The sequence below is a fragment of the Mangrovactinospora gilvigrisea genome (assembly GCF_001879105.1).
GTDB classification, from domain to species: Bacteria; Actinomycetota; Actinomycetes; order Streptomycetales; family Streptomycetaceae; genus Mangrovactinospora; species Mangrovactinospora gilvigrisea.
Map to the genome: position 1 here is coordinate 1 of NZ_MLCF01000081.1, position 25,059 is coordinate 25,059.

General features: G+C 74.6%; 23 protein-coding genes and 1 tRNA gene. 8 read left to right on the forward strand and 16 right to left on the reverse strand.

Annotation, left to right across the window (positions count from 1 at the left end; translation table 11 throughout):
• Nucleotides 1-166: 166 nt before the first annotated feature.
• From BIV57_RS15195 to BIV57_RS15235, 9 genes are all read right to left on the reverse strand, one after another.
• The gene (locus BIV57_RS15195) at nt 167-949 is read right to left on the reverse strand and encodes a class I SAM-dependent methyltransferase (protein ID WP_071657347.1); all 783 of its coding nucleotides are present in this window, start codon (nt 947-949) and stop codon (nt 167-169) included.
• Between the two features lie 206 nt (nt 950-1,155).
• Nucleotides 1,156-1,229: transfer RNA gene (locus BIV57_RS15200), tRNA-Ala, on the reverse strand.
• 68 nt (nt 1,230-1,297) lie between these two features.
• Nucleotides 1,298-2,335: a divisome protein SepX/GlpR gene (gene sepX, locus BIV57_RS15205; RefSeq protein WP_071657348.1), complete on the reverse strand. Its 1,038-nt coding sequence runs from the start codon at nt 2,333-2,335 to the stop codon at nt 1,298-1,300.
• A gap of 148 nt (nt 2,336-2,483) precedes the next feature.
• Nucleotides 2,484-3,077, reverse strand: coding sequence for a GNAT family N-acetyltransferase (locus tag BIV57_RS15210; RefSeq protein ID WP_071657377.1), 594 nt, complete (start codon nt 3,075-3,077; stop codon nt 2,484-2,486).
• Between the two features lie 92 nt (nt 3,078-3,169).
• Nucleotides 3,170-3,661, reverse strand: coding sequence for a MogA/MoaB family molybdenum cofactor biosynthesis protein (locus BIV57_RS15215; RefSeq protein WP_071657349.1), 492 nt, complete (start codon nt 3,659-3,661; stop codon nt 3,170-3,172).
• Complete coding sequence (gene moaC, locus BIV57_RS15220) at nt 3,658-4,095, reverse strand: cyclic pyranopterin monophosphate synthase MoaC (RefSeq protein ID WP_175548768.1); 438 nt, start codon at nt 4,093-4,095, stop codon at nt 3,658-3,660. Before moaC ends, BIV57_RS15215 begins: the two co-directional genes overlap by 4 nt.
• Nucleotides 4,096-4,327: 232 nt before the next feature.
• Nucleotides 4,328-5,602 carry a molybdotransferase-like divisome protein Glp gene (gene glp / locus BIV57_RS15225; RefSeq protein WP_071657351.1) on the reverse strand — a complete coding sequence of 425 codons (1,275 nt, stop codon included), beginning with the start codon at nt 5,600-5,602 and terminating at the stop codon, nt 4,328-4,330.
• A gap of 16 nt (nt 5,603-5,618) precedes the next feature.
• Nucleotides 5,619-6,542: a UTP--glucose-1-phosphate uridylyltransferase gene (locus BIV57_RS15230; protein ID WP_071657378.1), complete on the reverse strand. Its 924-nt coding sequence runs from the start codon at nt 6,540-6,542 to the stop codon at nt 5,619-5,621.
• Nucleotides 6,543-6,599: 57 nt separating this feature from the next.
• A complete protein-coding gene (locus BIV57_RS15235; RefSeq protein WP_071657352.1) occupies nt 6,600-7,418 on the reverse strand; it encodes a GGDEF domain-containing protein in 819 nt (272 codons plus the stop codon).
• A gap of 48 nt (nt 7,419-7,466) precedes the next feature.
• Here BIV57_RS15235 and BIV57_RS15240 point away from each other — a divergent pair, with 48 nt between their 5' ends.
• Nucleotides 7,467-8,060, forward strand: a complete 594-nt coding sequence (locus BIV57_RS15240; protein ID WP_071657353.1) for a 5-formyltetrahydrofolate cyclo-ligase — start codon at nt 7,467-7,469, stop codon at nt 8,058-8,060.
• A gap of 76 nt (nt 8,061-8,136) precedes the next feature.
• On the opposite strand, the gene BIV57_RS15245 is transcribed toward BIV57_RS15240, so the two are convergent.
• Nucleotides 8,137-10,866: a penicillin acylase family protein gene (locus BIV57_RS15245; RefSeq protein ID WP_071657379.1), complete on the reverse strand. Its 2,730-nt coding sequence runs from the start codon at nt 10,864-10,866 to the stop codon at nt 8,137-8,139.
• A 248-nt stretch (nt 10,867-11,114) separates the two neighbouring features.
• Between BIV57_RS15245 and BIV57_RS15250 the strand changes: the two genes are divergently transcribed.
• Both BIV57_RS15250 and BIV57_RS15255 read left to right on the forward strand, forming a co-directional pair.
• Entirely contained in the window at nt 11,115-12,617 is a 1,503-nt protein-coding gene (locus BIV57_RS15250) for a potassium/proton antiporter (RefSeq protein ID WP_071657354.1), read from the forward strand.
• A 124-nt stretch (nt 12,618-12,741) separates the two neighbouring features.
• Nucleotides 12,742-13,047, forward strand: coding sequence for an FmdB family zinc ribbon protein (locus BIV57_RS15255; RefSeq protein WP_071657355.1), 306 nt, complete (start codon nt 12,742-12,744; stop codon nt 13,045-13,047).
• Between the two features lie 30 nt (nt 13,048-13,077).
• Here the strand turns inward: BIV57_RS15255 and BIV57_RS15260 are convergent, their stop codons facing one another.
• Nucleotides 13,078-14,463, reverse strand: a complete 1,386-nt coding sequence (locus BIV57_RS15260) for an SGNH/GDSL hydrolase family protein (RefSeq protein ID WP_079170354.1) — start codon at nt 14,461-14,463, stop codon at nt 13,078-13,080.
• Between the two features lie 108 nt (nt 14,464-14,571).
• Here BIV57_RS15260 and BIV57_RS15265 point away from each other — a divergent pair, with 108 nt between their 5' ends.
• Both BIV57_RS15265 and mscL read left to right on the forward strand, forming a co-directional pair.
• Nucleotides 14,572-15,435, forward strand: a complete 864-nt coding sequence (locus tag BIV57_RS15265; protein ID WP_071657356.1) for an S-methyl-5'-thioadenosine phosphorylase — start codon at nt 14,572-14,574, stop codon at nt 15,433-15,435.
• A gap of 195 nt (nt 15,436-15,630) precedes the next feature.
• Nucleotides 15,631-16,020, forward strand: a complete 390-nt coding sequence (gene mscL, locus BIV57_RS15270; RefSeq protein ID WP_071657381.1) for a large conductance mechanosensitive channel protein MscL — start codon at nt 15,631-15,633, stop codon at nt 16,018-16,020.
• Nucleotides 16,021-16,033: 13 nt separating this feature from the next.
• Here mscL and BIV57_RS25215 read toward each other — a convergent pair whose 3' ends face one another.
• A complete protein-coding gene (locus tag BIV57_RS25215; protein WP_175548765.1) occupies nt 16,034-16,210 on the reverse strand; it encodes a hypothetical protein in 177 nt (58 codons plus the stop codon).
• Entirely contained in the window at nt 16,210-17,205 is a 996-nt protein-coding gene (locus BIV57_RS15275; protein WP_071657357.1) for a sigma-70 family RNA polymerase sigma factor, read from the reverse strand. Before BIV57_RS15275 ends, BIV57_RS25215 begins: the two co-directional genes overlap by 1 nt.
• A 435-nt stretch (nt 17,206-17,640) precedes the next feature.
• Between BIV57_RS15275 and BIV57_RS15280 the strand changes: the two genes are divergently transcribed.
• Nucleotides 17,641-18,627 (forward strand): LacI family DNA-binding transcriptional regulator, encoded by a 987-nt coding sequence (locus tag BIV57_RS15280; protein WP_071657358.1) that lies wholly within the window; start codon nt 17,641-17,643, stop codon nt 18,625-18,627.
• A gap of 48 nt (nt 18,628-18,675) precedes the next feature.
• On the opposite strand, the gene BIV57_RS15285 is transcribed toward BIV57_RS15280, so the two are convergent.
• Nucleotides 18,676-19,743 (reverse strand): acyltransferase domain-containing protein, encoded by a 1,068-nt coding sequence (locus BIV57_RS15285; protein ID WP_071657359.1) that lies wholly within the window; start codon nt 19,741-19,743, stop codon nt 18,676-18,678.
• An 81-nt stretch (nt 19,744-19,824) separates the two neighbouring features.
• On the opposite strand from BIV57_RS15285, the gene BIV57_RS15290 reads away from it, so the two are divergent.
• Nucleotides 19,825-21,138, forward strand: coding sequence for an MFS transporter (locus tag BIV57_RS15290; protein ID WP_071657360.1), 1,314 nt, complete (start codon nt 19,825-19,827; stop codon nt 21,136-21,138).
• Here BIV57_RS15290 and BIV57_RS15295 read toward each other — a convergent pair.
• Both BIV57_RS15295 and BIV57_RS15300 read right to left on the reverse strand, forming a co-directional pair.
• Nucleotides 21,038-22,153: an NAD(P)/FAD-dependent oxidoreductase gene (locus BIV57_RS15295; RefSeq protein WP_071657382.1), complete on the reverse strand. Its 1,116-nt coding sequence runs from the start codon at nt 22,151-22,153 to the stop codon at nt 21,038-21,040. The genes BIV57_RS15290 and BIV57_RS15295 overlap by 101 nt on opposite strands.
• A 1,235-nt stretch (nt 22,154-23,388) precedes the next feature.
• Nucleotides 23,389-24,108: a class I SAM-dependent methyltransferase gene (locus BIV57_RS15300; RefSeq protein WP_071657383.1), complete on the reverse strand. Its 720-nt coding sequence runs from the start codon at nt 24,106-24,108 to the stop codon at nt 23,389-23,391.
• 84 nt (nt 24,109-24,192) lie between these two features.
• Between BIV57_RS15300 and BIV57_RS15305 the strand changes: the two genes are divergently transcribed.
• Nucleotides 24,193-25,002, forward strand: a complete 810-nt coding sequence (locus BIV57_RS15305; RefSeq protein WP_245797691.1) for an aminoglycoside phosphotransferase/kinase family protein — start codon at nt 24,193-24,195, stop codon at nt 25,000-25,002.
• Nucleotides 25,003-25,059: the final 57 nt, after the last annotated feature.

Below are 25,059 nucleotides of genomic sequence, written 5' to 3' on the forward strand. Positions count from 1 at the left end.
GAACCGGCCCCCGCCCCCGCGGAGGAGGACTGCCGCCGTCCCTGAGCCGACCGGGCGTCAGCCGGACCGGCTCTCGGCGTCGACGCAGAGGCCGAGGCCGATCCTCCCGCCGACGGCGACCGGGCCGCACGGGTACCTGCGCGCGCCCCGCCGAGGCCGCCACGGCTCAGCCCCCCGCGTCCTCGCGTCGTCCCTTCCTCGCCAGCAGCGCATACACCGCCGGGAGGCTTGCCGCGTGCTCCCCGAGGCCGTCGTACATCTCGGGGTCGGGGGCCTCCTGGAAGCGCTCGACCTCCAGGCCCGCCGACCGGACGGCGGTGAACACATCGGCGAGCGGCCAGACGAAGCTCGCGAACTCGACCTCCTCCCGCCATCCCGTCATCCGGCGGCGGTCCGCGCCCCGCAGCGCGCTGGGCGTCCCGCGGCCGAAGTAGTCGGCGTCCACCCGGACCTGACCGCCCGCCACCTTCAGCATCTCCCACACCGGGTGGTGCTCGAAGAGCGCGAGCACGCCGCCGTCGACGAGGTGCGCGGCGACGATCCGGGCCCACTCCGCCAGGTCCGGCATCCAGCAGATCGCCCCCCAGCTGAGCTGGACCACGTCGAACCGCCTGAGCCCCTCCGGGAGCCGGTAGACGTCCGCGGCGAGGAACCGCGCGTCCAACCCGGCGGCGTCCGCCGTCCGGTTGGCCGTCTCCACCGCCGACGCGACCAGGTCCACCCCCGTCACCGACGCCCCGCGCGCCGCCCACGACAGGCTGTCGTTCCCGTTGGCGCACGCCAGATGCAGCATCCGCTTCCCCCGCACCTCCGGCAGGAAATCCGTCTCCAGCGCCGAGAGCGTGCTGCCGCCCGCGGTGTAGAACTCCGGCGACTGCGGATGCCGATCGGGAGCGATCCGCTCCCACCCGACCCGATTGAGCGCGGTGTACTCCAGCGTCGGCCTCATGCCGCGCGAAACTAACGGACACCCGATTTCCCCAGCAACGCGTTTACCGGCCCGGGGCCGCCCGAGCGAGCCGTCCTCCCGACTCGACCCTCGCGGTCGCTCCTGACGGCCCATCAGCAGCCGCCTGCCCCGCAACTGCCCCGGGCCAACGCGTCAGGGCCGGTTCTCCGTGACGGAGAACCGGCCCTGACCTGGGATTTACCCGGTGGAGCTGAGGGGATTTGAACCCCTGACCCCCTCGATGCGAACGAGGTGCGCTACCGGACTGCGCTACAGCCCCAACGAGAAGAAACTTTAGCATCCCCGCGGGGGTGCTCGCGCACCCCTTATCGGTTCATGATCCGCCGCTCACTCGTTGGCGGCGCGGGGGCGGTCCTCGGCGGGGTCGTAGGCCGGGGGCGCGTAGGGGTTCTGGTAGCCGGAGGGGTGGCGCGGGTTGGCGCGGGGCGACGGGCGGCGGCGCGGGGCGGCGGCCTGCTGCTCGCGCTGGGCGTCCCGCTCGGCCTCGGCCTCGGGCTCGGCCGGGCCGCGGGCCGCGCTGAAGGTGTCCGGTGCGGTGAGGTCGAGCCGCTCGGTGGCGCGGGGCGCGACCGGGGCCGTCACATAGGTGGGCAGCGGCAGCGGCACGGGCGACCAGCTGCCGGAGGGGCTCTCCGCGGACGCGGTCCGCGGCGCGGCGGCGGGCCGCTCCTCGGGGTGGCGCTCGGGCTCGGGCGCCGCCTCCTGCGCCTCCGCCACCGCCTCCGCCGGCTCGGCCGCCTCGCGCGGCTCGGGCGCGGCGGATGATCGGGACGCCGCCGCGCGCCGCGCCGCCGCCCGGCGGCGGAGCCGCTCGCGGTAGCGGCGCGCCTCCTGCCGACGCAGGTGGACGATGTACGCGCTGAGCAGCAGCCCCGGCACGGCCGGCGCCCAGAGCAGGGAGAGGCCGCCGACCACGGTGGCGACCGCGCCGGCGGTGAAGAGCAGGAAGAGGAGGCTGACGACCCGTCGGCGCCGTGCGAGCACGCGCGCCCGGGAGGCCGAGACCGGCGCGCCCTTGCGCGAAGCGCCGGACGCGGGCTGCGCGGACGGCTTGGACGACATTGACGACTTGGGAGCCGCCTTCTCGGGCGCCTCCGCCGCGACAGGCTCCTCCGCCTCGGCGGGCGCCGTCGGCCGCTCGTCCTTCTCCTCGGGCCGGCCGGCAGAGGTGGACGTCGGCGTGGAACCCGTCCGCTTGGCGCGCCGCTCCAGCCCCGAGCGCCCGGCGAGCAGGCGGATGGCCGTGGTGAAGCGCTCCGTGGGGCGCGCCTCGTTCAACTCGTCCTGCCGGCGGAGCCACATCGGCACCAGATAGGCAGCCCAAGCCCCTACGATGACTGCGTAGATGAGGCCGCTGCTGCTCACGATTCACACGGTACGTTCCCGAGCGGCACGGCCGGGGCAATTCCGGTCGGTGTGTCGCACGATCATCCTGTTCCTTCAATATTTCTTAGGACAACAGGATCGATTATTCGAACGCACGTATGAGAAACGCGACTTCGGACCGCCCCCCTCACCCCTCCGGACGCGACTCCCGCCATCGCGCCAGCAGCCCGCCCGGGACCTCCTCCGCGGTGAGCGCATAGACGAGATGGTCCCGCCATTCCCCGTCGATGTGCAGAAACCGCGGACGCAGCCCCTCCTCGCGGAACCCCAGCTTCTCCGCGACCCGCCGGCTCGGCCGGTTCTCCGGCCGGATGCACACCTCCACCCGGTGCAGCCCCATCGCGAACAGGCAGTGGTCGGTGGCCATCGCCACCGCCGTCGGCATGATCCCCTGCCCGGCGACGCTCTGATCGACCCAGTACCCGATGTGCGCCGAGCACATCGACCCCCAGGCGATCCCCGCCACCGTCAACTGCCCCACCAGGCGCCCGTCCAGCGTCACCACGAACGGCAGCATCCGGCCCGCCCGCGCCTCCCGCCGCAGCTGGCGCACCATCTGACGGTAGGACGGCCGCCGGTAGTCCATCGGTCGCGCGGACGGCGGCACCGTCGCCTCCCACGGCCGCAGCCACGCCCGGTTGCGCTGGTTCACCTCCCGCCAGGCCGCCTGGTCGCGGGCCCGGATCGGACGCAGCCCCACCCGTCCCTCGGTCAGCTCCACCGGCCAGACGAAGCCGGTCGGCGCCGGCAGCCGCGGCTCCTCCGGCGGCTGCGAGGACGGGGACGGGGTGGCGGGTCTGCCGGTCCTGCTCATCAATGGTCACCGCCGTGGATCTGGTCCACCGCGTGGACGAGCAGCGGGCCGAGCACGGCCAGGCCGTCCCGCACCCCGCCGGTGGAGCCGGGCAGATTGACGATCAGCGTGCCCCCGGCGACCCCCGCGACCCCGCGGGAGAGCACCGCGGTCGGCACCTTGGCGCGGCCGTCGGCGCGGATCGCCTCGGCGATGCCCGGGACCTCGCGGTCGATCACCCGGCGGGTCATCTCCGGGGTGAGGTCGAGCGGGGTGAGGCCGGTGCCGCCGGTGCTGACGACCACGTCGTAGCCGGCGGCGACGGCCTCGCGCAGGGCGGCCTCGACGGGCTCGCCGTCCGGCACCACCCGGGGGCCGTCGACGGTGAGGCCCAGCTCGGCGAGGCCGGCGGCGATCAGCGGGCCGCCGCGGTCCTCGTAGACGCCGGCGTGCGCGCGGTTGGAGACGGTGAGCGCGAGCGCCCGGCCCGAGCGCGGCGGACGGTCCGTCATGAGCCGTCCCCCCGGCGCCAGTCGCCGGACTTGCCGCCGGTCTTCTCCTCGATCCGGATTCCTTCGATCACCGCGCCCTTGTCGACCGCCTTCACCATGTCGACGAGGGTGAGCGCGGCGACCGAGACGGCGGTCAGCGCCTCCATCTCGACGCCGGTGCGGTCGGCGGTGCGCACCTGCGCGGTGATCTCCACCGCGTCGTCGGCGACGACCAGGTCGACGGTGACGCCGTGCACCGCGATGGGGTGGCAGAGGGGGACGAGGTCCGGGGTCCGCTTGGCCCCCATGATCCCGGCGATGCGGGCCGTGGCCAGGGCGTCCCCCTTGGGCACGCCGCCGCCGCGGAGAAGGGCGACGACCTCGGGCGCGACACGGACGCGGCCGGCGGCCGTCGCGGTCCGCACGGTGACCGCCTTGGCGGCCACGTCCACCATGCGGGCGGCGCCGGACGGGTCGAGATGGGTCAGCGCCGGTTCGCTGCTGCTCACGTCAAAGCTCCTGTGGAGTCTCGGGTGCGCGCCACGTTAGCGCGTGCGGCCCCGATTGACGCGCCCACGACCCTTGACCTGCGCACCGCGAGGCGGTCCGGGCAGGACGCCGACGCGGTCCGGGCGCGGCGCCGGGGCGCCGGGCCGGCCAAGAGCGACCCCGGCGCCCCTCGGCCCGTCAGCCCAGCAGGACCACGTCGACCTCGGTCCCGGCGGCGAGCGACGTCGCCGCCTCCTCCACCACCACCAGCGCGTCCGCCTGCGCCAGCGCCGCCACCAGATGCGAGCCCGCGCCGCCCACCGGCGTCACCGTGCCCGCCTCGTAGCGCGCCCGCAGGAACTGCCGCCGCCCCGCCGGAGAGCGCCCCACCTCCGACGCCAACCGCGCCCGCACCACCGGCCGCCCCCACTCCCCCTCGGGGAGCCCGGCCAGCTTCCGCAACACCGGCCGCACGAACAGCTCGAACGACACATACGCGCTCACCGGGTTCCCCGGCAGCCCGAAGAAGAGCGCGTCCGCCGGCGCGCCCAACCGCCCGAAGCCCTGCGGCTTCCCCGGCTGCATCGCCACCTTGCGAAAGCTCAGCTCGCCCTCGAACGCGGCCTTCACCACGTCGTACGCCCCCACGCTGACGCCGCCGCTGGTCACCACCACGTCCGCGTCCGCCGCGACCCGCGCCACCGCGGCCCGCAGCGCGCCCGGCTCGTCCGGCACCGCGCCGACCCGCACCACCGACGCGCCCGCCTCGCGTGCTGCCGCCGCCAGCGCGTAGCTGTTGCTGTCCCAGATCCGCCCCGGCTCCAGCTCCGCGGCGGCGCCCGGCGCCACCAGCTCCGACCCCGTCGAGAGCACCGCCACCCGCGGCCGCGGCACCACCCGGACGCTGCCGCGCCCCACCGCCGCCAGCAGCCCCAGCCGCGGCGCGCCCAGCACCGCGCCCGCCGCCAGCACCGACTGACCGGCCGCCACATCCCCGCCGGCGCCCCGCACATGGGCGCCCTCGGCCGCCGGACGGAAGACCCGCACCGGAAGGCCGTCCCCGGCCACCGCCGGCATCGCCGCGACCTCGCCGCCGCCCAGCCCGCCGTCCGTCCACTCCACCGGGACCACCGCGTCGGCGCCGGGCGGCAGCGGAGCACCCGTCATGATCCGCGCGCAGCAGCCAGGTTCGACCTTGGGAAGCCCCGCGCCGCCCGCCCCGGCCGGCACCTCGCCGGCCACCCGCAGCGCGACGGGCGCGTCCGCCGCGGCGCCGGCCACGTCCGCCGCGCGCACCGCGTAGCCGTCCATCGAGCTGTTGTCGAAGGGCGGGAGGTCACCCGAAGCGGTGACCTCCTCCGCCAGGACGCGGCCCTGGGCCTTCTCCAGCGGGACCTCGGCGGCCGCCCGCGGACGGGCCTCCGCCAGGACGTCCGCCAGGTGTTCGTCCACCGACCAGACCCGCTCGCTCATCCCCGCTCAGACTCCCTCATCGCAGCTCCCTCATCTCCTTGGTGACGAACTCCCGGAGCCACGCACGGAAGTCCGGGCCCAGATCGTCACGCTCGCAGGCCAGTCTGACAATGGTCCGCAGATAGTCGCCGCGGTCGCCGGTGTCGTAGCGGCGGCCGTGGAAGAGCACCCCGCGCACCCCGCCGCCCTTCTCCGCCGGCATCCCGGCCAGCACCCGCAGCGCGTCGGTGAGCTGGATCTCGCCGCCCCGCCCGGGTTCCGTCCAGCGCAGCACGTCGAAGACGGCCGGGTCGAGGAGGTAGCGGCCGATGACCGCGAGCCCGCTCGGCGCCTCCCCCCGGTCCGGCTTCTCCACCAGGTCGGAGACCTCGACGACGTCGGGGGTCTCGGTGGGCCGCACCGCCGCGCAGCCGTAGAGGTGGATCTGCTCGGGCTCGACCGGGATGAGCGCGATGACGCTGCCGCCGTGCTCCCGCCGCACCTCGGCCATCCGCTCCAGCAGCGGGTCGCGCGGGTCGATCAGGTCGTCGCCGAGCAGCACGGCGAACGGCTCCCGCCCGACGTGCGGGGCGGCGCAGAGCACCGCGTGCCCGAGGCCGCGCGGATCGCCCTGGCGGACGTAGTGGATGTCGGCGAGCTCCGCCGATTCGCGGATCTGCGCGAGCCGGTCGTGGTCGCCCTTTCTGGCGAGCTGGGTCTCGAGTTCGGCGGCGCGGTCGAAGTGGTCCTCAAGGGGGCGCTTGTTCCGACCCGTGACCATCAGCACATCGGTGAGCCCGGCGTTCACGGCCTCTTCCACGACGTACTGAATGGCCGGCTTGTCGACGACCGGCAGCATTTCCTTCGGGGTGGCCTTGGTGGCCGGGAGGAAACGGGTGCCGAGGCCCGCGGCGGGGATGACGGCCTTGCTGAGACGGGCAGAGGGGTTCGTCGCGCTCATGTCGGAACTGTAGAGGAAGCAGATGAAGCGGGGCTTCACGCCTCATGAGAAATCGGATTAGCGTGAGGCGGGCGTTTCGGTGAACTGCGCGTTCCGGGACGGGTTTTCCTCGGGCACCTCGGACACCTCTTCGGATTGCTTGACATCCTCCGGGGATTCCGGGAGCGCGTCCCGCCAGCCGTCCCCGCCGGCCTCCTTGGCCTCGGCGAGCGCCCGGTCCGCGGCCCGCAGCAGCGGCACGGCGTGCGAGCCGTGGTCGGGCAGCACGGCCACGCCGATGGACGCGGTGAGGACGCCGCGCCGCCCCGGGCGCGGCTGCGGCTCGATCCCCTCCACCCCGGCGCCCACCGGGTGGTTGCGCACCGTCCAGCAGAGCCGCTCGGCGACGTGCGCGGCGCCGTCGAGGTCGGTCTCCGGGAGGATCGCCAGGAACTCCTCGCCGCCGAACCGGCCGAGGATGTCGGCCTGCCGGATCTCCAGCCCGAGCCGCTGGGCGAGGTCGCGCAGCACGGCGTTGCCCTGCTGGTGGCCGGCGGCCTCGTTGACGCGGCGGAAGCCGTCGAGGTCGACCAGCAGCAGCGCGAGGGGGCGCCGGGCCCGGACCGCCCGGGAGATCTCGCGCTCCAGGGCGAGCTGCAGATAGCGGTAGTTCCAGATCCCGGTGAGCGGGTCGGTGACGGCGGTGCGGCCGAGCTGCTCGTGCTCGGCCTCCAGGTCGAGGAGGCGCTCGGCGAGGGCGTCCCCGCGGGCCTCGGCGCGGCGGCGGGCGCGGCGCTGGTGGCGGGCGATGAGCCCGGCGGCCGCGGCGAGCGCCGCGAGGACCCCGGCGGCGGTGCAGGCCGCGGTGACGGCGGCGGCGGCGTTGGCGGCGTCCACGAGCGCCCTCCCCAGGTTAGGTGCCGAGTGCGCCCTAGGCTTGAGCGCATGTCGTCGATTGCCCCTGATCTTCCCAACGAGAAGCGTGCCCTGCGGTCACGCATTCTGGGCGCGCGACGCGCCCGGGACGTGCGAGAACGCGGGGACGCGGCGCGGGAGTTGGCGGCTCGCGGGGTTGCCGCGGCGCGGGGGCACGCGGTGGTCGCGGCGTATGTCTCGATGGGGACGGAGCCGGGGACACGGCCGCTGCTGGAGGGGCTGCGGGGGGCGGGGGTGCGGGTGCTGCTGCCCGTCCTCCGGCCGGACCTCGACCTGGACTGGGGCGTCTACACCGGAGCGGAGGCGCTGGCCCCGGCGGCGCGCGGGCTGCTGGAGCCGACCGGCGCGCGGCTGGGCGCGGACGCGGTGCGGGGCGCGTCGCTGGTGCTGCTGCCCGGCCTGGCGGTGGGCGCGGACGGCACCCGGCTGGGCCGCGGCGGCGGCTCCTACGACCGGGTGCTGGCCCGCCTCGCGGGGACGCCGGCGGAGCTGGCGGTCCTGCTCTACGACGACGAGGTCCTGGAGAAGGTCCCCGCCGAGCCCCACGACGAGCGCGTGGACGCGGCGATCACCCCGTCCGGTCTGCACCGCTTTCCCCGGTGACACCGCCCCTTGCCGAAGGGGCGGCAGCCATGGACCGGCGCGGACCGGGCGGCCGAGCGGGCTTGGCGCCGCGGCATTAGTTGGGCGTCAGGACCAGCTTGTCCTTCGTGGCGGACTTCACCGCGTTCGCGGTGTACGCCCAGGGGAGCAGCTCCCCCTTCTGCCACTTCGCCGCCTGGTCGGTGTAGTGCGCGTTGTAGGCGTGCCCCGACGCGCCCGTCAGGTTGATGTACCGCGACTTGTCCCAGTCGCTCAGGTCCACCACCATCCGCATCGACGGCACCAGGTCCACCTCGTACCCCGCCGCCGCGTTCCACCCGGTCGCGTCCACGGTGTCCTCGCCGCCGCCCATCTCGTACGGCCCGCGGTTCAGCAGGTACCGCACGAACGACGGCCCGGACGTCCCCAGTGTCTGGTTCTTCAGGTCCAGCTTGTGCAGCCGGCCCCAGCTCCAGGTGGAGATGTCCTTGCCCAGCTTGGCGGTGAGCTCGTAGCGCGCGTCCTTCATCGCCTCGGCGAGCACCGCGTCGCGGCCCTTCGCGGTGCCGATGGTGCGGCCCTGGTAGGTCTGCGGCGTCGTCCACCAGTGGTTGTCCGCCTTCGGCAGCAGGTCGCGGACGACCTCCTCCCAGCGGTCGCCGCCGTTCGGCTCCGCCGAGTCCGCCGGGCGCTGCCCGCACTCGCGGACCTTCTTCGCCTGGCCGGACAGGTCGTCGACGACCCCGGAGGAGCCCTCGTCGGCCGGCGTCACCCACAGGCACTGGCCCTCCGGCCGCACCGCGGCCGGCAGCTTCTCGCCGAAGGTGATGCGCAGCAGCTGGCGCCAGACCGCGTTGTAGTAGGCGGCGGCCGCCGAGTCCGGGTCCTGGTCGTAGTCCCAGGTCTTCAGCAGCGTCTGGGCCTCGGAGACGTACGAGTCCTTGATCTTCACCTTGAGCAGATAGGGCGTCAGCGTGGCGGCCAGCGGGTTGCGGTCGTCCATCTGGATCGACGCCATGTCGTCCGGGGAGATCAGGCCGCCGTTCTTCAGCTTGGACTTCAGCAGCGTGGTGATCCGCTGGCTGCGGTTGCCGTAGCCCCAGTCGGACGTCAGGTGGTACGGGTAGTCCTTGCCGACGACGGCCTGGTTGGCCGTCACGATGTAGCCGCTGGAGGGGTTCTCCTCCCAGGGCAGCGCCTTGAACGGGATGTAGCTCTTCCACTGGTACTTGGGGTCCCAGCCGGGCGCCGGCACCGAGCCGTCGCCGTCCCCGCGCACCGGGATCCTCCCGGGCAGCTGGTAGCCGATGTTGCCCTTGGTGTCGGCGTACACCAGGTTCTGCGAGGGGACGTCGAAGTCCTTGGCGGCGTCGCGGAACTGGGCGAAGTCCTGCGCCTTGTCGAGCGCGAAGACGGAGTCCATGGTCGTGCCGGGCTGCAGGGCCGTCCACTTGAGGGCGACGGCGTAGCCGTCCCGCCGGTCGGGCGAACCGGACGGCACGTCGGCGGTGCGGCCGACGTCCGCCGACTGGTCGTCCCGGTCGGAGATCAGCGGCCCGTTGCGGGTGGTGCGGACGGTGATGGTGCGCGGCTTGCCGCCGGCGACCTTGATGGTCTCCTCGCGCTGGGTGATCGGCACATAGCTGCCGTCGTAGAGCACCTTGTCGTCCTGGATCTTCTCCAGGTACAGGTCGCTGACGTCCACCCCGGAGTTGGTGAGCCCCCAGGTGATCGACTGGTTGTGGCCGATCACGACGCCCGGCATCCCCGAGAAGGTGTACCCGGTGACGTCGAAGGGGCAGGAGGCGCTGACCGTGGTGCAGTGCAGGCCCATCTGGTACCAGACGGACGGCAGCGCCGGGCTGAGGTGCGGGTCGTTGGCCAGCAGCGGCTTGCCGGTGGTGGTGTGGTCGCCGGAGACCACCCAGGAGTTGGAGCCGATGCCGCTGGGCTGCGAACCGAGCGCCTTGGTCGCCTGGTCGAGCTGCTTCTGGACGCCCTTGAGCGCGGAGCGCGCCCCCGCGTCGCCCTGCACCGCATTGACGGCGGCGTTGGAGGTGCCGCCGGAGGACCCGGAGAGCTTGGGGTCGAAGGCGCCGGCGGAGTCGACGCCGCCGCCGGTGACGATCGGCTGGTTCCGCTTGGCCGGGTACGACGGGTACAGCTCGTCGATCTCGGACTGGTTGAGCCGCTCGGGCAGTTGGGCCCGGGTGATCTCGTCCTCCATGTTGTCGCGGAGGTCCCAGGCCATCGCCTTCAGCCAGGCGACGGAGTCGACCGGCGACCACTTCTGCGGCTTGTAGTTCTTGCCGGCGAGGTCGAGGAGCTTGTACTCCATGGAGATCGCGGCGCCGGAGTGGTCCTTGAGGTAGTCGTTGACGCCGGCGGTGTACGCGGTCAGATAGCGCTTGGTGGAGGGGGAGAGCGTGTGGTCCCACTCCTGCTGGGCGACGCGGTGCCAGCCCATGGTGCGCAGAAATGCGTCCGTTTTGACCTGACTTGAGCCGAACATCTCGGAAAGTCGCCCTGAGGTGATATGCCGCCTGGTGTCCATTTCATAGAAACGGTCCTGGGCCTGGACGTACCCCTGGGCGCGGAACAGATCCGCCGAGCTGCTCGCGTAGATCTGCGGAATGCCGTTCTTGTCGCGATCCACCTGAACCGGCCCGCTCAGCCCCTTCAGCGTGATCGAGCCGGTGGTCTGCGGGCTGGAGGCCCGGACGGTCTGCACGCTCCACCACCCGCCCCACGCAAGGGCGGCGACCAGCACGACAGCCAGCAGTATGGCGATCAGGCGGGCCCGCCGGAACTTCCTCGAGGTGGCCATCATCGGTCGCTGTCGTCCCTTGTGTTGCGAGTGCGCTGTCTCCCCCGGGGACCGAGCGGTGCCCCGGCCGTGCGCAAGACACCTTAGCCGTGCGGCAGTCGGGGCCGAGCCGCTCCCGCCGCTTCGCGGATATCGGGGGGCGCCCGCGGGAATTGCTTGCCAAGTTAAACTGTTGGCAAAGTCGAGCCTCCACCCCGCCCGCCGCCCGCCCTGTCCTCCGATCGACCCCGCCTGCGAGGTGCCGCTGCGTGACCGTCGACCGCCTCAACCTCGTCCTGCTCGCCGCGACCGGCGTCCTGCTGGTCGCCGTCACCGCGGTGCGCATCTCGTCGCGCAGCGGACTGCCCAGCCTGCTCATCTACCTCGGAATCGGCGTCGCCCTCGGCTCGGACGGCCTCGGCATCGACTTCGACAACGCGATGCTCACCCAACTCCTCGGCTACGCGGCCCTGGTGGTGATCCTCGCCGAGGGCGGACTGGGCACCAAGTGGCGGGAGATCAGACCCTCCGCCTCCGGGGCGCTCTCGATGGCCACCGTCGGCGTCGCGGTGAGCGTCGGGGTGACCGGCGCCGTCGCGCACTTCCTGGTCGGCCTCGACTGGCGCTCATCGCTGCTGATCGGCGCCATCGTCTCCTCCACCGACGCCGCCGCGGTCTTCTCCGTGCTGCGCCGCGTCCCGCTGCCGAAACGACTCACCGGTCTGCTGGAGGCCGAGTCGGGATTCAACGACGCCCCCGTGGTGATACTCGTCGTCGCGCTCTCCGCGGCCGGCCATGTCGAGCCCTGGTACGAGCTGCTCGGCGACATGGCGCTGGAGCTCGCCATCGGCCTCGCCGTCGGACTGGTGGTGGGACGGCTCGGGGTGGAGCTGCTTCGCCGGCTCGCGCTGCCCGCCTCCGGGCTGCACCCGCTCGCCGTGGTCTCCATCGCGGTGCTCGCCTACGCGGCCGCCGCCTACAGCCACGGCTCCGGCTTCCTCGCCGTCTACGTCGCCGCGGTGCTGCTCGGCAACGCCAAGCTGCCGCACCGGCCGGCCACCCAGGGCTTCGCCGAGGGGCTCGCCTGGGTCGCGCAGATCGGCATGTTCGTCCTCCTCGGCCTGCTGGTGACGCCGCACGAGCTGGGCGGCGCGATACTCCCGGCGATCGTCATCGGCCTCGGCCTGGTGCTGCTCGCCCGCCCGCTGTCGGTGCTGCTGGCGCTGCTGCCCTTCAAGCGCTCCTGGCGCGACCAGGTGCTGCTCTCCTGGGCCGGGCTGCGCGGCGCGGTGCCCATCGTGCTGGCCACCATCCCGGTGGTGGCCCGGATGCCGCACGCCCAGCAGCTCTTCAACACCGTCTTCGTCCTGGTCATCGTCTTCACCCTGGTGCAGGGGCCGACGCTGCCCTGGCTGGCCCGCCGGCTCGGCCTCAACCGCGCCGGACCGGACCACCCCACCGAACTGGGCATCGAGTCGGCGCCGTTGGAGCGCCTCAAGGGCCACCTCCTCGCCGTGAGCGTCCCGATGACGTCCCGGATCAGCGGCGTCGAGGTCAGCGAACTGCGCCTCCCGCAGGGCGCGGCGGTCACGCTGGTGGTGCGGGACGGCGAGAGCTTCGTCCCGCAGCCCACCACCGCGCTGCGCAAGGGCGACGAGCTGCTGGTCGTCGCCACCGAGGCCTGCCGCGAGACCGCCGAGCGCCGGCTGCGCGCGGTCGACCGCGGCGGCAAGCTGGCGAACTGGATGGGCGAACGCGGCGACGAAAAGTGAGGCGCACGACACAGCCGGGGCCCCAGGGGGCGCCGCCCGGTGGACGCGAGGGTACGGAATACTGCACCATGGAGTCCCGTTAGCACTCCTAAGGGTTGAGTGCCAGCGCCAGGAGGATCGAACAGTGCCGACTTACCAGTACCAGTGCACCGACTGCGGGGAGGGCCTGGAGGCCGTCCAGAAGTTCACGGACGACCCGCTCACCGAGTGCCCCAACTGCGGCGGCAAGCTGCGCAAGGTCTTCAACTCGGTCGGCATCGTCTTCAAGGGCTCCGGCTTCTACCGCACGGACAGCCGCTCCGGCTCCTCCGCGTCGACGCCCGCGGCGTCCAAGAAGGAGTCGTCGGCCTCCTCGTCCGAGTCCAAGTCGAGCACCTCCTCGGACTCCAAGCCCGCGAAGTCCACGGACTCCAAGGCCGCCTCCTCCTGAGCGCGGGCGCGAGCGAGCACCGGCGGCCCGTCAGCGGCGAGCCGTCCCCGACCCGACCGTCGCTCGCGCCGACCCGCCCGAATCGTCCCGCTCGCCGAGCAGCCGCAGCGGCACCGCCGCCGCCATCGCCCGGTAGCCCGCGTCGTTCGGGTGCAGCCAGTCCCCGCTGTTGAACGCCGGATTCAGCCGCGACGGCCGCTTCGGATCCCGCACCACCGACGCGAAGTCGACCATCCCGTCGAACGTCCCCTGCCGCGTCGCCGCCCGGATCCACCGGTTCACCTCGTCGCGCTGCGCCTCCGCCCACGCCGTGCCGTGCCCGTAGCGGGTGCCGCGGGCCGGCGTCAGCGTCGCGGCCACCACCCGCAGGCCCCGGTCGCGGGCCCGGCGGGCCACCTCCGCCAGCCCCTGCTCGACGACCCCCGCGTTCGCCAGGCCGTTGCCTATGTCGTTGGTGCCGAGCAGCACCACCACCTCGCGCACGCCGCTGCGGTCCAGCACATCGCCGTCCAGCCGGTCCAGCGCGGCGACGCTGTGCCCCGCCTCCGACATGACGCGGTTGCCCGCTATCCCCGCGTTGAGGACGGCGGTGCGCCGGGCCAGCCGCGGGTCCTCCGCCGCGATCCGGTCGTAGAGCAGGTCCGGCCAGCGGCGGTCGGCGTCCAGGGTGGAGCCGGTGCCGTCGGTGATCGAGTCGCCGAGGACCACCACCGCGCCGGCCGACGGGTCGTCCGCCGCGACATCGATGCCGTCCACGAAGTACCAGGCCGGGCGGATCACCCGGAACGCCGCGGCCGGCAGCTCCCCGGTGCGGTCGCCCGCCGCCAGGTACGTCATCGCGTGCGAGCTGCCCCAGGTGCCGTGCGAGGTCGGCTGCCCGCGGAAGGACGGCAGGTAGAGGCTGACGGCGAGGGTGGCGCGGGCGGGCACGTCGAGCGGCACCGCGTCGCTGACCAGCCGCCCCCCGGCCGGGACGGTCACCGAGGGGTTGCCGGAGAACCGCAGCCGGCGGACGGTGCCGGGCACCGCGCCGGCGTCGGCCTGCCGGTAGGCGACGGTGGCCGCGCCGATCCGCAGCGGATCCGTCCCGAAGGAGTTGCTGAGGCGGACGCGGACGGCGCTGCCGCCGAGCGTCACCCGCATCGTCATCCGGACGGTGCGGCCGCGCAGGTCCACCGTGCGGCCCAGCTGGTCGGCCGCCTCCCAACTGCCCACCCAGCGGCGGCCGGACGCGGGCTGCGCGGTGGCCGCGGCGTTGCCGGCGCCGGTGACGGCCCCGTCCCCGCTGCCGCCGCCCGAGAGCGTCAGCGGCACCAGGACGGCCGCGGCCAGCAGCAGGCAGGCGCCGGCGGCGAGCAGGGCGCGCGCGGCCCGGGGAAGGGCGCGCAGACCGCGCAGGACGCGGTGGACGTCCAAGATGACGGCCTTTCGGGACGGGCGGCGCGTACGGCGTACGGACGGGCGCGGCAGGGGACTGCCTCATTCTGACCGATCAAGGGCCGTGCGGCCTTCTAGGGTGCCTGTATGGCAGAGGATCGTGACGCAGTTGCAGAGATCGGTGTGATCGGCGGGTCCGGGTTCTACTCGTTCCTCGACGACGTGGCGGAGCTGGAGGTGGCGACGCCCTACGGACCGCCCAGCGACAAGCTGGTGGTGGGCACGGTCGGCGAGGGCGCCAAGGCGCGGCGGGTGGCGTTCCTGCCCCGCCACGGCCGCGGCCACCACCTGCCGCCGCACGGCATCAACTACCGCGCCAACCTGTGGGCGCTGCGGTCCCTGGGTGTGCGGCGGGTGCTGGGCCCCTGCGCGGTGGGCGGGCTGCGCGCGGACCACGGGCCGGGCACCCTGGTCGTCCCCGACCAGCTGGTGGACCGGACGTCGGGCCGGGCGCAGACGTTCTTCGACGGGGTGGCCCGCGGCGACGGCCGCGTCCCGCAGGTGGTGCACACGGCCTTCGCGGACCCGTACTGCCCGGAGGGCCGGCGGGCGGCGCTCGGCGCGGCGCAGGACTGGCCGGCGGGCCGGACGGTGGACGGCGGCACGCTGGTGGTGATCGAGGGCCCGCGCTTCTCCACCCGCGCGGAGTCCCGCTGGTACGCGGCGCAGGGCTGGTCGGTGGTGGGCATGACCGGCCACCCGGAGGCCGTGCTGGCGCGGGAGTTGGGGCTCTGCTACACGTCGGTCAACCTGGTGACGGACCTGGACGCGGGGGTCGAGGCCGGGGAGGGCGTGACGCACGAGGAGGTGATGCGGGTCTTCGCGTCGAACGTGGCGGCGCTGCGGGAGCTGCTCTTCGCGGTGATCGCGAATCTGCCCGAGTCCCGCGGCTGCGCGTGCGGCGCGGCCCTCGACGGACTCACCACCGGGCTCCCGGAGTTGGACGGGTAGCCGCCGCGGCGCCGCCCCGCGCGGCCCGGCCCGAACAGTAACCGCGTGCGAGCGGTCACCTGTTGGGGCGACCTGGCCCGGAGCCTGCCCGACACCGCCCCTCGGCACCTTTAGCGTGACGTTCCGTCAATCCAACGTCACCACACGAGAGACACGAGGGGCACCCCAACCGTGAAGGGCTTCAAAGCGTTCCTGATGCGCGGCAACGTGGTCGATCTGGCCGTCGCCGTCGTCATCGGCGCCGCGTTCACCAAGATCGTCAACGCGTTCGTCACCGGCATCATCAACCCGGTGGTGGGCCTCTTCGGCACCCAGAGCCTCGACTCCATGTCGACCTGCATCAAGGCCTGCACCGCCTCCGGGGGCGGCGTCCAGCTGCACTGGGGGTCGGTCGTCGGCGCGGCCATCACCTTCGTGCTGACGGCGGCTGTCGTCTACTTCCTGATGGTGCTGCCCATGAACCACCTCAACGACAAGCGCAACAAGCGGCTCGGCATCAACGACGTCCCGCCGCAGCCCACCGAGCTGGCGGTGCTGGAGGAGATCCGGGACGCGCTGGTCACCCAGCGCGGCGGCAGCAACTGAGGCAGCCGGCCGGCTAGTCGACGTGGTGGGGCGGCTTCTCGCTGAGGAAGCGGGCGAGGTCGTCCTCGCCGCGCTGCCCGGCGGACGCGGAGTCGCGCCCGCCCCAGCCCTCGTCGCTGTCGTCCCGCGAGACCGCGGTCAGCGGATCGTCGAAGTCGATCCGCTGACCGGGCTTCCCGTCAGGGGCCATCACGCGGCCTCGAAGCCGGACGAGGCGGCGAGCCGCTTCAGCTCGGCCAGCGCGTGCCGCTCGATCTGGCGGATCCGCTCACGGGTCAGCCCGTGCTGGCGGCCCACCTCGGTGAGCGTCCGCTCCTTGCCGTCGTCCAGCCCGTAGCGGGTGCGGATGATGGAGGACGTCCGCGGGTCGAGCCGGTCGACCAGCTTGCCCAGCTCCTCGCGGCGCAGCATCACCAGCACCGCGTCCTCCGGGGAGTCGGCGCCGGTGTCCTCCACCAGGTCGCCGAACTGGGTCTCGCCCTCGTCGTCGACGGACATGTTGAGGCTCACCGGGTCGCGGGCCCAGTCGAGGACGTCGCGGACCCGCTCCGGGGTGGAGTCGAGCTCGACGGCGATCTCCTCGGGCTCCGGGTCGCGGCCCAGCTTCCTGTTGAGCTCGCGCTGCACGCGGCGCACCCGGCCCAGCTCCTCCACCAGGTGGACGGGGAGCCGGATGGTGCGCGACTGGTCGGCGATGGAACGGGTGATGGCCTGCCGGATCCACCACGTCGCGTACGTGGAGAACTTGAAGCCCTTGGTGTAGTCGAACTTCTCCACGGCGCGCACCAGGCCGGCGTTGCCCTCCTGGATGAGGTCCAGCAGCGGCAGGCCGCTGCGCGGGTAGCGGCGGGCGACCGCCACCACCAGGCGCAGGTTGGAGCGGATGAAGAGGTCCTTCGCGCGCTCGCCGGCCTCGGCGACGCGGCGCAGCTCGTCCTCGGGAATCGTCTCGCCCTCGGCCTCGACGCTCTCGCCGCTCTCCAGCAGCTTCTGGGCGAAGACGCCGGCCTCTATGGCCTTGGAGAGCTCGACCTCCTTCTCGGCGTCGAGCAGGGGGGTGCGGGCGATCTCGTCGAGGTACATCCCGACCAGGTCGCGGTCCAGCTCACCACCGGTTGTGCGCTTGCCAGAGCCGCGCGTGACGGAGGCGGGGGTTCCCTGTCGAGCGACGGCACGGGTAGGCATGCATGCTCCCTTGCTAGTAGTAAGAAAGGTGGTGCGGGTCCGGACATTGCGCGCGGACCGCCCGGATCCGATCCAAGCGGCGCACTCCGTCCGAAGTCCGTCACTAGTGCCAACGAAACCGTTGTGGAGAAGATTCCCGCGGTGGACCACTTTTTTCTCTTGGTGCGGTACCCTGCGGTCCCTCACACAGCACCCCCTGTAGAGCGAGACGCGGCAACCGCGTCTCCGGTTGCTGCGCGTGTGCCGCTGTTTTCTCCAACGATCTGCGTCGATCTTTCGTTCACCAGACAGGTACCCGATGGAGCGGGCTTGGCACTCGGGCACTCCGTCCCTGCTCGTCGGGGAGCAGGTCCCTTTCGGCCGGGCACTTGACCCTGGTGGGTCGGGGCCCGGAATCTGTGGTCGGTGACGGGTCTCCTGGGGAGTTCAAGGTCAATGGCAGCGACTCTGCGGCATGTGGCGGAACGTGCGGGCGTGTCCGTGTCAACGGTGTCCCGTGCCTTCTCGCATCCCCACCTGCTGGCGCCGCAGACAGTGGCGCGCGTCACAGCGATCGCGCAGGAGGTCGGGTACGTCCCCAACCCGCTCGCCCGGGGCCTGATCACCGGGACCGCGGCGAACGTCGGGCTGATCGTGCCCAACCTCGCCAGCCGGTTCTTCGCGGAACTGGTCAAGGCGGCGCAGGCGCGGGCCCGGGAGGCCGGGCAGGGCGTGCTGATCGCCGGGACGGACGGCGCGGCGGAGACCGAGGCGGATGCGGTGCGGCAGTTCGGGCCGCAGGTCGGCGGGGTGATCCTCTGCTCGCCGCGGACCACCTCGGCGCGGCTGAAGGCGATGGCCGCGGACCGTCCGGTGGTGCTGGTGAACCGGCGGGTGCCGGGCATCCCCTCGGTGGTGGTCGACACCGCGGCGGCGGTGCGGGCGGCGGTCGACCTGCTGGCGGACGGCGGGCACCGGCGCGTCGCCTATCTGCCCGGCCCCGGAAAGGCCTGGTCGGACGGGGAGCGGCGGCGGGCCGTCCGGGAGCGGTGCGCGGAGCTCGGCATCGAGGCGGTGGTGCTGCCGGAGTGGGAGCAGGCCAAGGGCGGCCATGCGGGCGGGGTGGAGGCGGTGCCGGAGCTGCTCGCCTCGGGGGCGACGGCGGTCGTCGCCTTCGACGACGCGATCGCCGCGGGCGTGCTGACGGGGCTGGGCGACGCGGGCGTCGCCGTCCCGGGGCGGATCAGCGTGGTCGGCTGCGACGACATGCAGGCGCTGGAGTGCCGGCCGCGGCTGACGTCCATCACCGGCCGCATCGGCGACGCGGGGCGCTCGGCGGTGGAGCTGCTGCTGTCGCTGCGGGAGGGCGCGCGCGGCCGGTCCGTGCGGCTCCCCGCGGAGCTGGTGGTGCGGGAGTCGACGGGGCCGCGCGGCGCGGGTTGAGGCGCGCCGCCGGGCCGCGGCGGCCCCTGGGGTCAGCGGGCGGTGGGGTCAGCGGGCGGTGGACCCGTTGCCGACCATCACGTAGCCGTGGCCGCCCTGCCAGTGCTTCCCGTCGGCGAGGTGGGCCAGCACCGCGCGCTCCAGGCGGGAGTGCGCGGGGAGGGCGGCGATCTCCTCGGGGGTGGTCACCATGCGGCGGAAGACGAACTCGACGATGCCGCGGTCGCCCTGCGTCAGGCCCTTCTCGTCCGGCTCGTGCTGCCGCCACGGCTCGCTCTCCGGGCGGGAGAAGCGCCGCTGGAAGCGGAGGATGTTGCTCTGCTCCGGGAGGTACTCCGCCAGCTGCGGGTCGAGCAGCCAGGAGTGGCAGCTCACCCGGATCCCGTCCTTGCCCTCGCCGCGGAAGTACTCCGGGAAGAACTGCTGGAAGAAGCCCGCCGACCGGGCGAAGGACGCGTCGCAGGACTCCGGGTCCATCGCGCCGCCCTCGGGGATGTGGACGCCCAGCCCCGGCTCGCCGTCCGGGTGGCTGCCGAGGTTGAACTGCAGCCGGCCCAGCCGGTACAGCACCCCGCGGAACGGCAGGTTCATCCACACCTGCTTGTCGAAGCCGCCCACCCCGAACGTCCGCCGGTAGACGTCGACCTTGTTGCCCAGGTCGGCGAGGCTCGACCAGGAGACCTCGTCGCCGACGCCCAGCTCGGCGTGGTACGCCCGCACGGACGGCACCGCGGCGAGGAAGACGAACGCGTGGAAGTAGCGGCCCGCGGCGCCCAGTTCGAGCGGCAGGTCCGGCACCGGGTCGTAGTTGAGCCGGCCGCGGTCGGCGATCACCTCGGCCGCGGCGCGGTCCAGCAGCCAGCGCAGCGGGCTGCCCGGCGCGGTGACCTCGCGGCGCAGCGCCGCGATCTCGGGGCGGTCGATCTCGGGGACGCCCAGCCGCTCCAGCAGCGTCTCCAGCTCGGGCCCTGCGGGCAGTTCGGCGGGCGCCACGGGCTCGGGGATCGCGGCGAGGCGGTCCGTCCAGAGGGCGAGGTGCTCGCCCTCCAGGCCGAGCGCGGCCCGGACGGACGCGGCTGTGCGGATGTCGGTCTGGTCGTCTCGGTCGGCTGCCACCGGGCCCCGTCCCCTTCATTGTCGATCTTCGGTCGACCGAAAACCTAACACCGGCCGGGCAGTTGCGGGGAGACTGCGGGCATGGGTGATCACGACGGCGGGAGTGCCATAAGGCCGGGCACCGGGTTCCGACTGCGCGGACTGGCGGCGCCGGTCTATCTGCCGACGGTGCTCTTCGGCATCGGCGAGGGGGCGACGGCGCCGGTGGTGGTGCTCGCCGCGCACCGGCTGGGCGCGGACACCGCGACCGCGGGGCTGGTCTTCGCGCTGATCGGGGTCGGCAGCATCTGCGGGGACGTGCCGGCCGGGGTGCTGGCCGGCCGCTTCGGCGAGCGGCGGGTGATGCTGGGGTCGGTGCTGCTGACCGCGCTGTCGATGGTGGGCTGCCTGCTCGCCGGGCAGGTCTGGCAGCTGGGCGCGGCCGTCTTCTGCGAAGGGCTGGCCACCTCGGCGTTCGGGCTGGCCCGGCACGCCTTTCTGGCCACCTCGGTCCCGATGTCGCACCGGGCGCGGGCGATGTCGCTGCTGGGCGGGGCGAGCCGGGTCGGGCTCTTCGTCGGGCCGTTCCTCGCCGCGCTGGTGATGGGGTTCGGCGGGCTGCGGGCCGCGTTCTGGGTGCACCTGGTGGTGGCGCTGCTGGCCGGCGCGTCGGTGCTGCTGCTGCGGGACGTCGAGAAGGGGAGCGGGTCCCGCCCCGACGCGCCGGCCGCGCCCCGGGTCTCGCTGCGGCAGGTGCTCGCCGACCACCGGCGGGTCTTCGCCACTCTGGGCACCGGGGTGCTGCTGATCGGCGCGGTGCGGGCCACCCGGGTCGCCGCCGTCCCGCTGTGGGCGGCGCACATCGGGCTGGACGCCCGGCAGACGTCGCTGGTCTTCGGCTTCTCCTCGGGCCTGGAGATGCTGCTCTTCTATCCCGCGGGGAAGGTGATGGACCGGCTGGGGCGGGCCTTCGTCGCGGTGCCCTGCATGGTGATCCTGGCGCTGGGGCATGCCGCGCTGCTGCTGGCGTCCGGCTTCGCCTCGCTGCTGGCGGTGTCGATGGCGCTGGGCTTCGGCAACGGCATCGGCTCGGGCATCGTGCTGACGCTCGGCGCGGACGCGGCGCCCGAGCGGGGGCGGACGACGTTCCTGGGAGCGTGGCGGCTGGCCGCGGACGGGGGCTCGGCGGTCGGCCCGCTGATGGTCTCGGCGGTGACCGCGGCCGCCTCGCTGGGCGCGGGGCTGGTGGTGATGGCCGGCATGGGGATGGCGGGCGCCGGGGTCTTCGCCAAGTGGATCCCGCGGCGGCCCGGCGTCACGGTGCGGAGCTCGGCCGGGGCGGCGCGCTCCGGTCCCGGGGCGCCCGGAAGCGGTCCGGCCGGTACGGCGCCAGCTCGGGGGACGGATCGCCGCTGAGGATCTCCCGGGCGGCGAGCTCGGCGAGCCGGGCGCCGAGCGTGACGCCGCTGTGGGTGACCAGGGCGTAGCGGCGCGGCGCGCCGGGCAGCGGGCCGACGACCGGGTGGCCGTCGACGGGCAGCGGGCGGACGCAGACCGCGTGCCCGCGGACCTCGGCCTTCTCCAGCTCGGGGAGGATCCGGCGGGCGCGCGCCAGCAGCGCGGCGGCGTGCTCGTCGGGGCGGTCGGCGGCGTCCCCGTCCTCCAGGTGGACATCGCGGCCGGCGGCCGGGCGGAGGCTGATCCCCGGGGCGTGGACGACCCGCCCGAGCGGGCCGGCGGCCGGCCCGGCGGTGACGGTGAGCGCGGCGGACTCGGCCTCCGGCAGCAGGAACGGGATGCCGGCGAGGGCGGGCGTCCCGGTGCCGGCGCAGAGCACGGCGAGGTCGGCGGCGACGGGCTCGCCGGCGGCGGTGCCGACGGCGACCCCCTGGGCGGTCTCCTCGACCGCGCGGACGGCGCCCTCGGCGCCGAGCCGGAGCCGGGCGCCGTGCGAGGCGGCGCGGGCGAGCAGACGCTCCATCAGGGGGCCGGTGAGGAGGTAGCCCTCCTCCGGGAACCAGGCGGCCTCGGTGACGTCCTCCGGCAGGCTCAGCGACGGCTCGATGCCGAGCGCCTCGCGGCGGCCGACGAGGCGGGCGGCGTAGCCCCAGGAGCGCAGGCGCTGCACGCGGGCGTAGAGCGCGGCGCGGGCGTCGGCGTCCCCGGCCCACTCCAGGTTGCCGACCGGCCGGTACCAGGCGGCGCCGCCGAGCTGCGGCGCGAGGGCGCGCCAGGCACGCATCCCGGCCGTGTTGAGGTCGTGGTAGGCGCGGGGGCCCTTGTCGTTGGAGTTGGTCCAGGCGAAGCTGCCGCGGGTGGCGGCGGTGCCGGGGCGCGGGGCGGCGTCGAGGAGGGTGACGGCGGCGCGTCCGGCGAGGCGCGCGGCGAGGGCCGCGCCCAGGATGCCGGTGCCGCAGACGGCTATGCGCATGGTGCACAGCTTCGCGGCGGGCGGTGGGTTGCGGTAGGGGGCGTGCGCCACAGGATCCCAACCGGTCGGTGGCCACGCACACCCGCCCGCCGCGAACCCCACCGGACCCCACGGCCACAAGGCCGACGCCGCACACGGCCGTCCCCCGGGCCGGGACGGGCACGGTGCACAGGATCGCGGCGGGGGGCGCCGGGCGGCGGGCCGCCGGCGGCCACGCGCGACCGAGCCGGCGCCGCAGACGGCCACCCGCCGGGTCGGGACACGGGCCGCTGGCCGCCACCCACACCCGCCCGCCCGCCGGAACCGCGATCCCCGCAGGGCCCCACGGCCACAAGGCCGGCGCCGCCCACGGCTGTCCGCCGGGGCGGGACGGGCATGGTGCACAGGATCGCGGCGGATAGCGCCGGGCGGCGGGCCGCCGGCGGCCACGCGCGGCCGAGCCGGCGCCGCAGACGGCCATCCGCCGGGGCGGGACACGGGCCGCTTGGGGTCACTCACACCCGCACGCCGGAACCGCGGGCCTCACCAGACCCCGCGGGCACAAGGCCGGAGCCGCCGGCCGTCACCCACGCCCGCGCGGCGGAGCCGCGGACCCCGCCGGGCCCCACGGCCACAAGGCCGGCGCCGCACACGGCCACCCGCCGGGGCCGGACACGGGCCGCCGGCCGCCACCCACACCCGCACGCCGGAACCGCGAACCTCACCGGACCCGACGGCCACGAGGCCGAAGCCGCACACGGCCACCCGGAGGGGCCGGACACGGACCGCCGGCCGCCACCCACGCCCACGCGCCGGAACCGCGGACCCCGCCGGGACCCCACGGCCACAAGGCCGACGCCCCACACGGCCGTCCGCCAGGGCGGGACGGGCATGGTGCACAGGATCGCGGCGGGTAGCGCCGGGTGCCGGGCCGCCGCGATCACGCGCGCCCGCGCGCCGGAAGCCGCAGACCTCACCGGGCCCCACGGCCACAAGGCCGACGCCGCAGACGGCCATCCGCCGGGCCGGGACGCGGGCTGCTGGCCGTCACTCACACCCGCCCGCCGGAGCCGCGGACCCCGCCGGGCCCTCACGGCCACGAGGCCGAAGCCGCACACGGCCACCCGCCGGGTCGGGACACGGGCTGCTGGCCGTAACTCACGCCCGCCCGCCGGGCCCCACGGCCGCGAGGCCGGTGCCGCACACGGCCACCCGCCGGGGAGGGCGGGACGCGGGCCGCGGGCGGGACGCGGGTCTTATTGGGCCTCGCGGCTCTGCCGCCTTGCCGCGAAGGCGAGCATGGACGGGGTGGGGGTGCCGCCTTCGGTGGCGGCGGTGAGGGCGAGGCCGGCGGCGAGCGGGGCGGCCAGCAGCGCGGGGAGCGGGAGGTGGGTGGCGCCGACCCGCGCGCGGACGCCGTCGGCGGACCAGGAGGCGGTCGTCCAGTGGCCGTCGCGGTAGCCGGGGCGGATCACCACCGCCTCGGCGTCGCCGCGGTCCGCGAACCCGCCGCAGAAGCAGGGGTGGACGCCGATGTGGACGAAGAGCCCGCCGGGCCGCAGCACCCGTGCCGCCTCCCGGACGACGGCCGGGTAGTCCGGCATGTCGGTGTGGACCATGGCAGCCAGCACCGCGGGCAGCGAGCCGTCGGCGAACGGCAGCCGGGCGGCGTCGGCCCGGGCCGCGGGCAGCCGGCCGCGGGAGTGGCGCAGCATCCCGGCGGAGAGGTCGACGCCGATCGGCGTCCAGCCCAGCGCGCGGACGCGCTCCGCGTGGACGCCGGTGCCGCAGCCGATCTCCAGGCAGGCGGCCCCGTCCGACGGCGGCGTGCCGAGGAGTTCGGCGAGGGCGCGGTCGATCTCCAGGGGGTCGCCGTCGGCGGCGCCGAGGCCGATGCGGGTGCGGCGGGCGAGGAACTCGGTCTCGTACCAGTCGGCGATCTCGTCGTAGGGCGCGGGACTTCCGGTGGAGGTCATGGCCACCATTCGGCTCCGGCGTTCCGGCGGGCGCCACCGTTTTTGCCGTCGGCGTAGCGCCGGGATTCGCGTACCGTGCCTGGGGTGACGGACGAGGGACGGGAAGTGCCGCTCGCGGGCGGCAATGTGACGGCCGGTATGGTCCGGGTCGGGGACACCGTGCGCCGCCCGGCGGGCCCGCACACCCCGGCGGTGGACGCGCTGCTGGCGCATCTGCACGCGGTCGGGTTCGCCGGGGCGCCGCGTCCGCTGGGGCGGGACGAGCGGGGCCGCCAGGTGCTGGAGTTCGTCCCCGGCACGTGTCCGTATCCGGCCGACCCGGGCGGGGTACTGGCCTCGGACGCCGGGCTGGCCCGGGTGGCGCGGCTGATCCGGGAGTTCCACGACGCGGTGGGCGGGTTCGTCCCGCCGCCGGACGCGGTGTGGGACCCGCTGTGGGGCGACCGCGGCGCGGAGATCGTGGCGCACCACGACCTGGCGGCCTGGAACCTGGTGGTCGACGACGGCCAACGGGGCGACGGGCGCTGGGTGTTCGTCGACTGGGACGGCGCCGCGCCCGCCACCCGGCTGTGGGACCTGGCCTGGGCGGTCAACTCCTTCGCCCCGATGGCGGAGGCGTGGGACGGCGGCGACGTCCCGCCGGAGCGCGCGGCGCGCCGGCTGCGGGTCTTCGCCGACGCCTACCGGCTGGACGGCGAGGACGACCGCCGGGCGCTCGCGGCGCTGCTGCCGGTGCGCACCGGGGCGATGCGCGAGGTGCTGCGGGAGGGGGCGCGCACCGGCGCCCAGCCCTGGGCGCGGCTGGACGCGGAGGGGCACGGCGACGCCTGGGCGCGGATGACGGACCGTCTGGAGGAGGGGCGCGAGCGGTGGTTGGCCGCCCTGCTGGGATAGGACCTGCTTCGGCGAGGACAAGCCTTTCGGGCGCCGGGACGGCGCGACGCGAGCTGT

Bases quoted from the DNA above. Each gene is read 5' to 3' on its own strand.
- BIV57_RS15195 (WP_071657347.1), bottom strand. From the start codon at position 949: ATGAGGCCGACGCTGGAGTACACCGCGCTCAATCGGGTCGGGTGGGAG.
- BIV57_RS15215 (WP_071657349.1), bottom strand. From the start codon at position 3,661: ATGACGGACCGTCCGCCGCGCTCGGGCCGGGCGCTCGCGCTCACCGTC.
- moaC (WP_175548768.1), bottom strand. From the start codon at position 4,095: ATGGTGGACGTGGCCGCCAAGGCGGTCACCGTGCGGACCGCGACGGCC.
- glp (WP_071657351.1), bottom strand. From the start codon at position 5,602: ATGAGCGAGCGGGTCTGGTCGGTGGACGAACACCTGGCGGACGTCCTG.
- BIV57_RS15230 (WP_071657378.1), bottom strand. From the start codon at position 6,542: ATGAGCGCGACGAACCCCTCTGCCCGTCTCAGCAAGGCCGTCATCCCC.
- BIV57_RS15240 (WP_071657353.1), top strand. From the start codon at position 7,467: ATGTCGTCGATTGCCCCTGATCTTCCCAACGAGAAGCGTGCCCTGCGG.
- BIV57_RS15245 (WP_071657379.1), bottom strand. From the start codon at position 10,866: ATGGCCACCTCGAGGAAGTTCCGGCGGGCCCGCCTGATCGCCATACTG.
- BIV57_RS15265 (WP_071657356.1), top strand. From the start codon at position 14,572: ATGGCAGAGGATCGTGACGCAGTTGCAGAGATCGGTGTGATCGGCGGG.
- mscL (WP_071657381.1), top strand. From the start codon at position 15,631: ATGCGCGGCAACGTGGTCGATCTGGCCGTCGCCGTCGTCATCGGCGCC.
- BIV57_RS25215 (WP_175548765.1), bottom strand. From the start codon at position 16,210: ATGGCCCCTGACGGGAAGCCCGGTCAGCGGATCGACTTCGACGATCCG.
- BIV57_RS15275 (WP_071657357.1), bottom strand. From the start codon at position 17,205: ATGCCTACCCGTGCCGTCGCTCGACAGGGAACCCCCGCCTCCGTCACG.
- BIV57_RS15280 (WP_071657358.1), top strand. From the start codon at position 17,641: ATGGCAGCGACTCTGCGGCATGTGGCGGAACGTGCGGGCGTGTCCGTG.
- BIV57_RS15290 (WP_071657360.1), top strand. From the start codon at position 19,825: ATGGGTGATCACGACGGCGGGAGTGCCATAAGGCCGGGCACCGGGTTC.
- BIV57_RS15295 (WP_071657382.1), bottom strand. From the start codon at position 22,153: ATGCGCATAGCCGTCTGCGGCACCGGCATCCTGGGCGCGGCCCTCGCC.
- BIV57_RS15300 (WP_071657383.1), bottom strand. From the start codon at position 24,108: ATGACCTCCACCGGAAGTCCCGCGCCCTACGACGAGATCGCCGACTGG.